This is a genomic window from Janthinobacterium sp. GW460-12-1-14-LB5 (assembly GCF_059423585.1).
This window is the reverse complement of the sequence record NZ_JBWKYD010000002.1, coordinates 239,709-252,380: the sequence shown is the minus strand read 5'-3', so window position 1 is coordinate 252,380 and position 12,672 is coordinate 239,709. Positions and strand designations below refer to the sequence as shown.

General features: G+C 63.2%; 12 protein-coding genes. 8 read left to right on the top strand and 4 right to left on the bottom strand.

Annotation, left to right across the window (positions count from 1 at the left end; genetic code table 11):
- Positions 1 to 146: 146 nt before the first annotated feature.
- Positions 147 to 722: a helix-turn-helix domain-containing protein gene (locus tag AC07X6_RS02845; protein ID WP_071323776.1), complete on the top strand. Its 576-nt coding sequence runs from the start codon at positions 147 to 149 to the stop codon at positions 720 to 722.
- 38 nt (positions 723 to 760) lie between these two features.
- Here the strand turns inward: AC07X6_RS02845 and AC07X6_RS02840 are convergent, their stop codons facing one another.
- On the bottom strand, positions 761 to 1,708 hold the full coding sequence (locus AC07X6_RS02840) for a PEP-CTERM sorting domain-containing protein (RefSeq protein WP_494790043.1): 948 nt from the start codon (positions 1,706 to 1,708) through the stop codon (positions 761 to 763).
- Here AC07X6_RS02840 and AC07X6_RS02835 point away from each other — a divergent pair.
- The 6 genes from AC07X6_RS02835 to AC07X6_RS02810 all read left to right on the top strand — a co-directional run bounded on the left by AC07X6_RS02835 (position 1,707) and on the right by AC07X6_RS02810 (position 7,289).
- Positions 1,707 to 1,898 carry a hypothetical protein gene (locus AC07X6_RS02835; protein WP_494790042.1) on the top strand — a complete coding sequence of 64 codons (192 nt, stop codon included), beginning with the start codon at positions 1,707 to 1,709 and terminating at the stop codon, positions 1,896 to 1,898. The two genes, AC07X6_RS02840 and AC07X6_RS02835, sit on opposite strands and share 2 nt — an antisense overlap.
- Positions 1,899 to 2,135: 237 nt before the next feature.
- Complete coding sequence (locus AC07X6_RS02830) at positions 2,136 to 3,062, top strand: STM4015 family protein (protein WP_494790041.1); 927 nt, start codon at positions 2,136 to 2,138, stop codon at positions 3,060 to 3,062.
- A gap of 13 nt (positions 3,063 to 3,075) precedes the next feature.
- Positions 3,076 to 4,164, top strand: coding sequence for an STM4014 family protein (locus AC07X6_RS02825; protein ID WP_494790040.1), 1,089 nt, complete (start codon positions 3,076 to 3,078; stop codon positions 4,162 to 4,164).
- The gene (locus AC07X6_RS02820; protein ID WP_494790039.1) at positions 4,157 to 4,999 is read left to right on the top strand and encodes an STM4013/SEN3800 family hydrolase; all 843 of its coding nucleotides are present in this window, start codon (positions 4,157 to 4,159) and stop codon (positions 4,997 to 4,999) included. Before AC07X6_RS02825 ends, AC07X6_RS02820 begins: the two co-directional genes overlap by 8 nt.
- Positions 4,996 to 6,375: an STM4012 family radical SAM protein gene (locus AC07X6_RS02815; RefSeq protein ID WP_494790038.1), complete on the top strand. Its 1,380-nt coding sequence runs from the start codon at positions 4,996 to 4,998 to the stop codon at positions 6,373 to 6,375. The genes AC07X6_RS02820 and AC07X6_RS02815 overlap by 4 nt, the downstream gene beginning before the upstream one ends.
- A complete protein-coding gene (locus AC07X6_RS02810; protein ID WP_494790037.1) occupies positions 6,369 to 7,289 on the top strand; it encodes an STM4011 family radical SAM protein in 921 nt (306 codons plus the stop codon). The genes AC07X6_RS02815 and AC07X6_RS02810 overlap by 7 nt, the downstream gene beginning before the upstream one ends.
- A gap of 15 nt (positions 7,290 to 7,304) precedes the next feature.
- On the opposite strand, the gene AC07X6_RS02805 is transcribed toward AC07X6_RS02810, so the two are convergent.
- The gene (locus tag AC07X6_RS02805; protein WP_494790036.1) at positions 7,305 to 9,500 is read right to left on the bottom strand and encodes a prolyl oligopeptidase family serine peptidase; all 2,196 of its coding nucleotides are present in this window, start codon (positions 9,498 to 9,500) and stop codon (positions 7,305 to 7,307) included.
- Between the two features lie 414 nt (positions 9,501 to 9,914).
- Between AC07X6_RS02805 and AC07X6_RS02800 the strand changes: the two genes are divergently transcribed.
- Positions 9,915 to 11,702 carry a GGDEF domain-containing protein gene (locus AC07X6_RS02800; protein WP_494790082.1) on the top strand — a complete coding sequence of 596 codons (1,788 nt, stop codon included), beginning with the start codon at positions 9,915 to 9,917 and terminating at the stop codon, positions 11,700 to 11,702.
- A gap of 18 nt (positions 11,703 to 11,720) precedes the next feature.
- Here the strand turns inward: AC07X6_RS02800 and AC07X6_RS02795 are convergent, their stop codons facing one another.
- A complete protein-coding gene (locus AC07X6_RS02795) occupies positions 11,721 to 12,149 on the bottom strand; it encodes a DUF6386 family protein (RefSeq protein ID WP_474291038.1) in 429 nt (142 codons plus the stop codon).
- Positions 12,146 to 12,622 carry a DUF4262 domain-containing protein gene (locus AC07X6_RS02790; protein ID WP_474291037.1) on the bottom strand — a complete coding sequence of 159 codons (477 nt, stop codon included), beginning with the start codon at positions 12,620 to 12,622 and terminating at the stop codon, positions 12,146 to 12,148. Before AC07X6_RS02790 ends, AC07X6_RS02795 begins: the two co-directional genes overlap by 4 nt.
- Positions 12,623 to 12,672: the final 50 nt, after the last annotated feature.

Sequence of the window (12,672 nt, the reverse complement as noted above, 5' to 3'; positions counted from 1 at the left end):
GACCGGTGCGCGCACAATGCTGTACCGTGAAGCGCTGTTTGAAGTCTACACGTTTCCGTGTTTTTCCTCAAAATCCACTATTTCGAACTGAAATTCAATATAGTGGATATTACCCAAGCCTATTGAACTTTGCAAGCCACCTGCCGATGAAAACCAGCGTTTCGACCAATTCTCCCCCTGAAGTGGGTGCCACCCTGCAACGGCTGCGCCTGGCGCGCGGCCTGACACTCGAGGATTTGTCGCGCATCGCGGGCGTATCGAAGTCCATGCTGTCGCAAATCGAGCGCGAAAAAGCCAATCCCACCATCGCCATCACGTGGCGCCTGGCCAACGCCCTGGGCGTGCAGATCGGCGAATTGCTGTCGAGCGCGGAAAAAGCCGTGGAAACCATCCGCATCACGGACGCCCACGAAACCCCCACCCTGCCCGGCGACCACGCGGGCTACGTGCTGCGCATCCTGGGACCGATGGAGCTGGCGGGCAAATACGAATGGTATGAAGTGACCCTGGCGCCGGGTGGCGAACTGGCGTCGCAGCCGCACGACCCGGGCACCACCGAGCATTTGACGGTGATCCACGGCAACCTGGAACTGGAAGTGGGCGCGGCGAAGAAAAAGGTCAAGAATGGCGGCACGGCCCGCTATCCGGCAGACCAGCCGCATATCATCAGGAATCTGGGAAAAACGGAGGGCAAGGCGCTGCTGGTGGTGATCCACCGCTAGCGCGCCGGCCCATCCTCCACCCTGCCTGACAGAAAGTATTACGTTACGGCATCACACGGGCGCTGCCGGCGCCGGCGCCCCGCAAAACCCAGCAAGGCCATGCCAGCCAGCAACATGGCATAGGTTTGCGGCTCGGGCACGGCGCTGACGGGATCGAGACGGACAATCTCGCAAATGAGCGACTGGCAACGGCGCGCGGAAATCTGTCCCGCCTCGTTGATGCCGCCGACGGCCATGTAACTCCAGCCCGCCTCTCCCTGCACCAGACTTTCCAGGCTGTAAGTCACCCCATTGCTGTAGAACATGGCGTTTTCCCCCAGCACTTGGCCCAAACCATCCACGCCGATCGGTGTGGAGATGGATTTCAGGAACGTGTTGTTGCCGTCGGTCTTGAGAAAACCGCGCGTCCGGTCCTGGTTCCAGTCGGGGGTGACATGGCCCACCATCTGGCCCGCATTGTTGATGCCCGAAATCGCGCTCTGGTAACCGCCCCAGCCCGTCGCGCTGGTCATCACGCCATCCTTGTACATGAAGCCTTGCGCGCCGCCTGGCGCCGGCGCCATCGCGGAAGCGCCGACGACGACGCCATCGTCGTTGATGCCCGTGACATAGCTGTCCTTGCCGCCCAGGGTGCCCAGCGCCCGCATGCCCGTTTGCGGGTCGTACAGATAGGCTTTCGTCGTGTAGTCGAAGGTGGCATAGCTGCCAAACCCCGCATTGAAGGCAACTTGCCCTGCAGCATTCATTGTGCCGGACCAGGTCGTTTGCCCGGCGATATTGAGCGAAGTCGCCACGCCGCCCGACAGGATGTGCACCAGCGCATTGCCATTGCTGCCGGCCGAGCGTATCAGGCTGTCCCCTGCCGCATTGCTGGCAAACACCAGATTACTCACCGCGGCCTTCGGCGCCACCGTCAATTGGCTGCCCGCCGTGGCATACACCATGTCGACGCCGTCGAGCCGGCCCACGCCGTAAATCTGCCCCATGGCGCTGATGCTGCCCACGCTCAGATTTGCCAGCGATGCATTCTCGAACACCGTGACCGAAAACCGGGGCGGCGATGCCGGCGCCCCCTGTGCGAGCGCCGGCGTGCTGACGCAAGCGCAAAACAAGGGCAGCGCGATTCTCCGGATTATTTTCATTATTCCCTCCAAGAAAAATGCACGATACGATTAAATATCAAAAATGTAAACTTATTTGACAACATTGTTGTTTGTAAGGCATTTTCTATCACTGCGTTGCCGCGCAGCCGTGCGCAATAAGTCCTTTTGTCCATGCTAAGATTTCGCAATAGACAAGATTTCCAGGCCTGGATGTCTTTGCAGAGCGCCGCAGTACATCCCGGCTCACCCCATGCTTGCTACGCCCCTGCGCGGCATCCAGGCCCCAACTGTTTTTAACGGAGCCCACGCGATGACCATTTCCGACAGCACCACCACCTTCCACAACAAGAAAGTCGTCCAGTACGACCCTGACCTGCCCTTCGACGCCTCGCCCGGCATCGTCTACCGCCTGTCGCTCGAATACGACGACAAGCGCAAGATGGACGAGCTGATCGCCGGCTTTCTCGGCAAGGCCGACAAGGGCGCGCTCGAAGCGCTGATCATCGGCATGTGGGGCGACCCGTACGAATCGGGCGCCGACGAAGTGATGGCCGCGCTGATCGCCCACGCGCCGCAGCTGCCCAATTTGCGCGCCCTGTTCATCGGCGACATGACGTACGAGGAATGCGAAATCTCGTGGATCGTGCAAGGCAGCTACAAGCCCCTGCTGGACGCTTTCCCGCTGCTGGGAGAATTGCGCATCCGCGGCGGCAATGAGCTCGTCATCGAACCGTTCGCGCACCAGCACCTGCGCCGCTTTACCATCGAGGCGGGCGGCCTCGATCAAAAGATCGCCGAAGCGCTGGCGCAATCGAGCATGCCGCAGCTGGAACACCTGGAACTGTGGCTTGGCACCGAGGAATACGGCTTCTCGGGCGACGTGGACCTGTACCGCAAGGTGCTGGCGCAGCTGACCGTGCCCACCCTGCGCTATCTGGGCTTGCGCGACGCGGAAATCGCCGACGACCTGGCCGTCTGGCTGGCCGAGGAACCGCTGGTGGCGCAGCTCGACACGCTGGACCTGTCGCTGGGCACCATCGGCGACCTGGGCGCCGTGGCCGTGCTCAATCACACGCAACTGGGCGGCTTGAAGCGCCTGGACCTGTCGCACCACTACATCTCCGAGGAAAACCAGGAAAAACTGAAGGCGCTGCCCTTCGAGGTGGTGCTGGACGACCCGCAGGAAGCGGACGAGGACGACGGCGAAAGCTACCGCTACGTGGCGGTCGGCGAATAAGCGGATTCCCCCTTTGCACACGCCTCTCACCCTGCTGGCGACACAGGGCAGCAAGCGCGTGCGCCTGATGCAGGCGGCGCGCGCGCAATTGCGCCTGCCGCCCGCGCAGGTGCTGGAATGGCGCGACTGGCTGGCGCAGCCTGCCCTGCTGCATGAAGCAATGCGCCAGCCAGGCATCTTCAAAATCGAACCGCCCGGCGACGATCCTGCCGCCCACCGGCTGTTGCTGCAGGCAGGCTGCAGGCTGCTGGAGCGTGCGCCGGTCGCTGCGCCCGAACACGGCGAACTGCTGGCCATGGATGCGTGGTTCGCCGGTTTTACGGCCGCCATGACTGCCCTGGCGGCGCAACTGCTTGACCTGCCGCAAACGCGCGTATTCAATGCGCCAGGCGAAATCACCGTCATGACGGACAAGCTGGCCTGCCAGCGCCACCTGGCCGCGCACGGCGTGCCGATACCGGCCTTGCTGGGACCCGTGCAAGGCTACGACCATCTGCAGGCGCTGCTGCATGAACGCCAGCTTGACCGCGTGTATTTAAAGCCGCGCTACGGCTCGTCCGCGTCCGGCGTCGTCGCCTACCGCCGCAACAAGACGGGCCGCCAGCAAGCCACCACCTCGGCAACCTTGCACCGCACGGAGGGCATAACGCGCCTGATGAACAGCAAACGCATGGCGCGCTACGAATCCGAACACGACATCGCCGCCCTCGTCGATGCGCTGGCCGCGCAGGAACTGTACGCGGAAGCGTGGCTGAACAAGCCCCGCTGCGGCGACAGCCATTACGACCTGCGCGTCGTGACCGTGGCAGGCCAGCCCGCGCACCGGGTGGCGCGCATCGGCGACCGCATGATGACGAATCTGCACCTCGACAACCGGCGCGGCGACGCGTCCGGCCTGCTGGACGACGCCGACCTGGCCGCGCTGGAACAGACTGCCGCCCTGGCCGCGCGCGCCTTCCCCCATAGCCACGTGACGGGCTACGACCTCGTCGTGCGCCACGGCCAGGCCCACGTTCTCGAAGCGAACGCCTTCGGCGACCTGCTGCCAGGCTTGCTGTGGCAAGGCATCAATACTTACACGGCGCAACTGACCCATGTTTAACAACACCCCGGCCATCCCCGACATGCACGCCATCGTCGGCAGCCACGATATCGTCTTCCTCACGCTCGACACCCTGCGCTTTGACGTGGCGCAAGCGCTGTACGAGGCGGGCGAATTGCCCGTGCTGGGGCGCTTCTTGCCGCCCGGCGGCTGGGAACGCCGGCACTCGCCCGCCACGTTCACGTATGCGGCGCACCAGGCCTTCTTCGCGGGCTTCTTGCCCACGCCGGCCGCGCCGGGCCGCCATCCGCGCCTGTTCGCTTCCGCCTTCGCCGGCAGCGAAACGACGTCGCCGCACACGTTTGCGTTCGAAGAAGCGGACCTTCCCGCCGCGCTGGCCGCGCGCGGCTACCGCACCATCTGCATTGGCGGCGTGGGCTTCTTCAACAAGCAAACGGCGCTGGGCACGGTGCTGCCGTCGCAGTTCCAGGAAAGCCACTGGAGCGCGGGCATGGGCGTGGCCAGCCGCCATTCGACCGAAAAACAGGTGGCGCTGGCCATCGACCGCCTGGCGGACGGTGCGCAGCGCACCTTTTTATTCATCAACGTGGCCGCCCTGCATACGCCGAACCGCGCCTACCTGCCCGGCTGCCGCGCCGATTGCCTGGACAGCCACGCTGCCGCCCTGCGCTATGTGGACAGCGCGCTGGCGCCCCTGTTTGCCGCCTGCGCCGCGCGCGCGCCCACGTTCGCCATCGTCTGCTCGGACCACGGCAGCGCATATGGCGAAGACGGCTACCGTGGCCACCGGGTGGCCCATGACAGCGTGTGGAACGTGCCGTACGCGCACTTCTTCATCGCCCCCGATACACTTCCCAAGGAATCCCCACCGTGAACCCTTCCGAACAACCGGGCACCCTGGCGCAGCGCATGCGCCACACGCCCTACCAGGCCTATTCCTATTCGTATCCGCACAAGGCGGCCTACCGCGCCTTGCCGCAGGCGGCGCCGCTGGCGCCACTGTGGGCGCGGCAAGACCGCTCCGCCCTGTTCGCGTATATCCATATTCCGTTTTGCGAGATGCGCTGCGGCTTTTGCAACCTGTTCGCCATGGCCCGCCCCAGCGCCGACATGGTCGAACGCTATGTGCGGCAAGTGCTGGTGCAGATGCGCGCCCTGGCCGGCGCCCTGGGCGAACGGCGCTTTGCCCGCTTCGCGCTGGGCGGCGGCACGCCCACCTACCTGTCGCCCGCGCAGCTGGACACCCTGCTGTGCGGTGCGCGCGACATCCTCGGCATTGACCTGCAACAAACGCCGGCCGGCATCGAAGCGTCGCCCGAAACCATCACGGCCGAACGGCTGGCCGTCTGCCGCGCGCACGGCATCGACCGCGTCAGCCTGGGCATCCAGAGCTTTGCCGCCGGCGAAATGCGCGCGCTGGCCCGCCCCCAGCAAAACGCCACCGTCCACCACGCCATCGGCCTGATACGCGCGGCCGGCTTCCCCACCCTGAACCTGGACCTGATCTACGGCATCGCGGGGCAAACCGTCGCCAGCCTGCTCGCTTCCATCGACAGCGCGCTGGCCTTCCGGCCCGAGGAAATCTATCTGTATCCGCTGTACGTGCGCGAACAGACGGGCCTTGGAAAAGTGGCGCGCCGCCAGGGCGCGCAATCGCTCAGTCCCATCATGCTGGCGCAGGACGGCGACAGCCGCCTGGCCCTGTACGCGGCCGCGCGCGACCATTTGCGCGCCCAGGGCTACGAGCAGGTGTCGATGCGCATGTTCCGCGCCCCCCATGCGCCGGAACAAGACGGGCCTTCGTACTGCTGCCAGAATGACGGCATGGTGGGCCTGGGTGCGGGCGCCCGCTCGTACACGGCCAGCCTCCATTACTCGAGCGAATACGCGGTGGCGCGGCTTGATACCATCAACATCATCGACAACTACCTGGCGCTCGACGAGGCGCGCTTCGCGCAGGCCGAACACGGTTACCAGCTCGATGGCGAAGAACAGCGCCGCCGCTACGTGATCCAGTCGCTGCTGACGGAACCGGGCCTGGACCGCGACGCCTACACGGCCCGCTTCGGCACGCGCTGCGAGATTGATCTGCCGCAGCTGGCCGAGCTGCACGCGCTGGAGTTGGTGGAAGAAGAAGGCCCGCTGCTGCGGCTGAACGAGCGGGGCTACAGCTACGCCGATACCATCGGCCCCTGGCTGGCGTCCGATACGGTGCGCGCGCTGATGGCCGAAGGCGGCCAGGCGTGCTGACGGCGCAAGCGGCAACGCTGTCCCTGCTGTACCGCGGCACCCTGGCCAGCTGCAACTACGCCTGCGGCTACTGCCCGTTCGCCAAGAAGCGCGACAGCCGCGCCGCGCTGGCCCGCGATGCGCGCGAAGTGGCGCGATTTACGGACTGGGTAGCGGCGCAAGCGCACCCCATTGGCGTGCTGTTCACGCCCTGGGGCGAAGCGCTGGTGCGGCGCCACTACCGGAGCGCGATACAGACACTGGCGGCGCTGCCCCACGTGCGCCAGGTGGCGCTGCAGACGAATCTGTCCGGCCCCCTGGACTGGCTGGATAAGATGGACGGGCTGGAAAAGGTCGGCCTGTGGTGCACCTACCACCCGGATCAGACGACCTTGTCCCGCTTTCTCGCCCGCTGCGCGCGCCTGGACGCCATGGGCGTACGCTACTCCGTCGGCGTGGTGGCGATGAACGAGCACCAGGACGCCATCCGCGCCCTGCGCGCGGCGCTGCCCGCCCACGTCTACCTGTGGCTGAACGCCTACGACAGGCGCGGCCCCGGCTATTACAGTGCGGAAGACCTGGCCTGGCTCGACGCCGTCGACCCGTGGTTCGCGCAAAACCGCCGCCCGTCGCCCTCGCGCAATAAACCGTGCCTGGCGGGCGAAGCGTCGCTGTCCGTCGATGGCGACGGCGAACTGGCGCGCTGCCATTTCGTGCCCGAGCGGCTGGGGAATCTGTATGTGGATGATCTGGCTGAGATGCTGCGGGAACGCTCCTGCCCCCGCTTCAAGTGCGACTGCTATATCGGCTACGCGCAGCGCAAGGATTTGCCGTTTCAGGCCGTATTTGGGGAGGGGGTATTGGCGAGGATAACCCCTATGCAAATACCGGGGTCGTACCCTGAGGGTACGACCCCAGTTTCTGCTTCGGGTTAAAAGGTTACAGCGAGCTTACTGCGCCGCCACCTTGGCCGGCTCCGCCACTACCGGCGCCATCTTCAACGAACGGCTGAGGAAGCCCCAGCGGTCGGCCACTTCTTCGATCTGCTTGGTCGTCGGCTTGCCGGCGCCATGGCCCGCCTTGCTGTCGATGCGGATCAGCACGGGCGCCGCACCGCCTTGCGCTGCCTGGGCGGCGGCGGCGAACTTGAAGCTGTGGGCAGGCACGACGCGGTCGTCGTGATCGGCCGTCGTGATCATGGTGGCCGGGTAGCAGCCGCCCGCCTTCAGGTTGTGCAGCGGCGAGTATTTCACCAGCGCCTTGAACTGCTCGGCGTCGTCCGACGAGCCGTAGTCAGGCACCCAGCCCCAGCCCACGGTGAACTTGTGGAAACGCAACATGTCGAGCACGCCCACTTGCGGAATCGCCGCGGCGAACAGGTCCGGACGCTGCGTCATGGCCGCACCGACCAGCAGGCCGCCATTGCTGCCGCCGCCGATCGCCAGCTTCGATGGCGAGGTGACCTTGTTGTCCACCAGCCATTGCGCCGCGCCAATGAAATCGTCGAACACATTTTGCTTGTTCAGCTTGGTACCAGCCTGGTGCCAGGCTTCGCCGTACTCGCCGCCGCCGCGCAGGTTGGCCATCACGTAGACGCCGCCCATTTCTACCCAGGCAAGATTTGCCACGGAGAAGCTAGGCGTGAGCGAAATATTGAAGCCGCCATAACCGTACAGGTAAGTCGGATTCGTGCCATCGAGCTTCATGCCTTTTTTCGAGACGATGAACATCGGCACCTTGGTACCGTCGCGGCTGGTGAAGAATTGCTGGCGCGTTTCAAAGGCGTTCGGGTCGAAATCGACCTTCGGCTGGCGGTACACCGTGCTCTTGCCCGACTTCATGTCGTAGCGGTAGATGGTCGCCGGCGTCGTGAAACTGGTGAACGAGTAAAACGTTTCCGTGTCGCCACGCTTGCCCGCGAAACCGCCGGCCGAACCGATGCCCGGCAAGGCCACTTCACGCACCAGCTTGCCGTTCAGATCGACGATCTTGATTTGCGTTTGCGCATCTTTCAAGTAATCGAGCACCAGCTGGTTGTTGATCAGGTTGACGGCGACGAGGGTTTCCGCGCTTTGCGGCACGATCTCTTTCCAGTCGGCAGGCGCAGGCTTGCGCGTATCGATGGCGATCACGCGCGATTTCGGCGCCTTGTTGTCCGTCTTGAAGAAGAACACGGGGCCGTCATTGTCGATGAACGAGTACGATGCGTCGAATTCTTCCAGCAAGCCCACGACCTTGGCATTCTTCTGGCGCAAGTCCTTATAAAACACGCGGTTCTTGCGTTCCGTGCCCTGCGTGGCCGTGATGATCAGGTAATTGCCGTCGTCGCTGACGGTGCTGCCGCCAAACGCCCATTCCTTCTGGTCGGGACGGTCGAAGACCAGCACGTCGTCGCTTTGCGGCGTGCCGATCTTGTGGAAATACAATTTCTGGAAGTAATTGATATCGGCCAGCTTGGTCGCTTCATTCGGCGCGTCATAGCGGCTGTAGAAGAAACCTTTATTGTCCTTGGTCCACGAAGCGCCCGAGAACTTGGCCCACTTGATGTGGTCCGTCAAATCCTTGCCCGATTCGATGTCGCGTACTTTCCACTCGTTCCAGTCGGAACCGGAAGCGGACGTGGCATACGCCAGGTATTTGCCGTTCGGGCTGATCGAGGTGCCGGCCAGCGCCACCGTGCCGTCGGTGGACAGGGTGTTCGGATCGAGCAGCAAACGCGGCTCGTCGGACAGTTTTTTCACCGTGTACAGCACGGCCTGGTTCTGCAAGCCGTCGTTGCGGCTATAGAAGTAACGGCCGCCCTGCTTCGTTGGCGTAGAGAAACGCTCATAATTCCACAGCTTGGTCAGGCGCTGCTTGATCGCGGCGCGCTCGGGGATGGTGCCCAGGTACGACTGCGTCAGCTTGTTTTGCGCCGTGACCCATTCGCCCGTTTCCGCGCTGTTGGCGTCTTCCAGCCAGCGGTAGGGGTCAGCGATGGTGGTACCGAAATAGCTGTCTTGCTGGTCGACCTTTTTGCTGACCGGATACGTCACGGGGGCGCCATCGCCGGCCGGGCACGCTGGCATCGCGGCGTTTTGCGCCAGGGCATTGCCACCGAAAGCGGCCAGCAAGCTGAATATGAGGGTTGCACTACGTAATTGCATGGGTTGTTGTCTCATTGTTGGATGTCGAGGAAAGCAAGCCGTTCAAACTCGCGCTGCGGCTGCCCATGTTGACTTTCGCCAAGAGAAATCATAGCGCGGATTGCCACTTTTAAAGCACAGTTATCCGGTGGATTTGCCGTCTTTTATTTGGACAATTCCAAGGAATTGCCGTGATAAATCTCGCTTTCGCCGGAATCGGCAAACTGACGTTCATGCAAGAAACATTATCAAAAGCAAATACGTTTCATCAAGCCGTCATAAATAGTCCTTACCATAGGCAACTTGTTCATGGCCCGTCCAGAGGCCGTGCCGCCACAGCCGCCTATGCACACTCTCGCCCTCCCTTCCGCCACCGCCGTGCCGCCCGGCGCGATGCCATCGAATGTGGCTTACCTGAAACCGCCATCGGCCGCCATGACCATCGAAGGGACGGATGCCTTGCACGATATCCTGGCGAGCCGCAAGCTCAGCGCGCTGTTCCAGCCCATCATCCACATGCACAGCGGCGACATCATCGGCTACGAAGGCTTGATACGGGGACCGTCCGACAGCCCCCTGCACGCGCCGATGAATCTGTTCAAGGTGGCGCGCGCGCATGACCTGACCCTGGAAGTGGAACATCTGTGCCGGCAAGTCGTGCTGGAACGCTTTGCGGAACTGCAATTGCCAGGAAAACTGTTTCTCAACGTCAGCCCGGAATGCTTGCTGCTACGCAATGCGCGCCATGGCGAAACCCTGGAATACATCGAGCACATCGGCATCAACCCGGACAGGGTCATCATCGAGCTGACGGAAAACCAGCCCACGTATGACTACGAGCTGATGCGCGAGGCGGTGCTGCATTACCGCAACATGGGTTTCCAGATCGCCATTGACGACCTGGGCGAAGGCTTTTCCAGCCTGCGCCTGTGGTCGGAATTGCGCCCCGAGTACGTGAAAATCGACATGCATTTCATCCAGGGCATCAATAATGACCCCGTGAAACTGCAATTCGTGCGCTCGATCCAGGAAATCGCGGAAAAATCGGGCACCCTGGTGATCGCCGAAGGCATCGAAGCGCAGACGGAATTGCTGGTCTTGCGCGACCTGGGCGTGGCGTTCGGCCAGGGCTATCACCTGGGCCGCCCCAATGCGGTGCCGGCGCGGGCGCTGCCGGCCGAAGTGGTGCAGGCGCTGGGGCGCAACGGCGTGGCCGTGTATCCGCAGCGCAGCAGCCTGGAAAAGAACGGCGCCAGCATCCGCAAGCTGCTGCACCGCGTGGCGGCCGTTTCGCCCGAGAAAAACAATAACGAGGTGTACGATATCTTCCTGAAGGAACCGAAGCTGATGATCATCCCCGTCGTCGACGACGGCGTGCCGCTGGGCCTGATCAGCCGCTTCGAAATGATCGACCACTTCGCCCGTCCCTACCAGCGCGAACTGTATGGCAAGAAATCGTGCAGCCTGTTCATGGATGCCAATCCCCTGATCGCCGACCACGAAACGAGCTTGCAGGAGCTCAGCTACACCATGGTGCAATCGAGCGCCCACCACCTGTTCAACGGTTTCATCATCACCGAACACGGCCGCTACCTGGGCATGGGCACGGGACACGACCTGATGCGCGAAATCACGCAGATGCAGATCAATGCGGCCCGCTACGCCAACCCGCTGACGCAACTGCCCGGCAACGTGCCCATCAACGAGCATATCGACCGCTTATTGCACAGCGGCAGCCGCTTCTGGGTCTGCTATTGCGACCTCGACCACTTCAAGCCCTTCAACGACGTGTACGGCTACCGCAAGGGCGACGACGTGATCCAGCTGACGGGAGAAATCCTCAGCAGCCATTGCGACCCCAACCGCGACTTCATCGGCCACATCGGCGGCGACGATTTCATGATCCTGTTCCAGAGCGAAGACTGGGAAACGCGCTGCCACGCCATGCTGGACGACTTCGCGGCCGCCATCCTCGCCTACTACAGCACGGGCGACTGCGAACGGGGCGGCTACATCAGCGAAGACCGGCAAGGCAAGAAAGTGTTTTATTCCTTGATCAGCCTGTCGCTGGGCGTGATCAAGGTCGAGGCGCACCAGTACTACACGCACCATCAGATCGCCACGCAGGCGGCCGAAGCGAAGAAGCAAGCGAAGAAAATCCACGGCAACAGCCTGTTTCTGGATAGGCGGCAAGGCACGGGCGTGGCCCGCATGGATGCCTAGCCAGGGCTCAACGGGGCATCAAATACGCACGAGGTCGTCAAACGCATTGCTGCCGCGCGCATCGGGCACGAATGCCAGGCTGATGCGCTCGCCATCGCGGCGCGCCTGCACGCGGCAGTTGCCCACGGGAACGTCCAGGAACAGGCCGCCATAAGCCGTGTCCGGTTCCAGGCCGCCGCCCGTAACGTCTTCGCCGGCGCCGATGAAGACGCGGCCCGAGGCGACAGTCAGATGCACGGTTACCTGGGGCTCGGCAAGTTCGGCGTGCAAGGCGATGTCATACGCGCCGTCGCCGCCCACGTTGAAAAACGCCACGTGTCCCGCATTCACGGCCGCCAGTTCCGCACTAGGGAGGCTCCACCAGTCGCAGTCATCGCCGAGCTTGTGGCGCAGAAGGGCCGGGTCGAACACGCACAGGGTGGCCGTGCCGGTTGCGATTCTCGTCATGCGGCCAGCGGCGCCGGTCCCAGCAGGGGCTGGCTTTCCACGTACTGCGCGCTCGCTTGCGCCTGCCATGGAAAATGGCCATCGCGCGAAGGCCAGACGATCTGGTACACGGTAAAATCATCGCCCTGGTAATACCAGCGCGCATAGCCGACGTAGTTGCGGTATTGCTCGACGGGCACGCGCACGAAGGCGCATGGATGGCCTTCCAGCAAGGCGTCCGTGGTGGCAGTAAAATCCGTGATGGCGCCGCTGCGCACGGCATCGAGCGCCACGTCGAGTATCTGATGAGCAGTGGAGCGCGGCAAGCCCATGATGAGAAATTCAGGCTGGCCGAAGCTGTGGCCGGCGCCTATGGTGAAGGCATAGCCGGGACCTTCTTCATCGGCACTGATATGCACGCCATGCCAGCCATGCGTGGCGATGTCGTCGATGACTTTTTGCTCGGATGCATCCTCGCCTGCCTGCCTTACCATGTTCCACCTTTCACTGTGCCGAAAACCGCGCCGCCTGCGCGACATGCTCT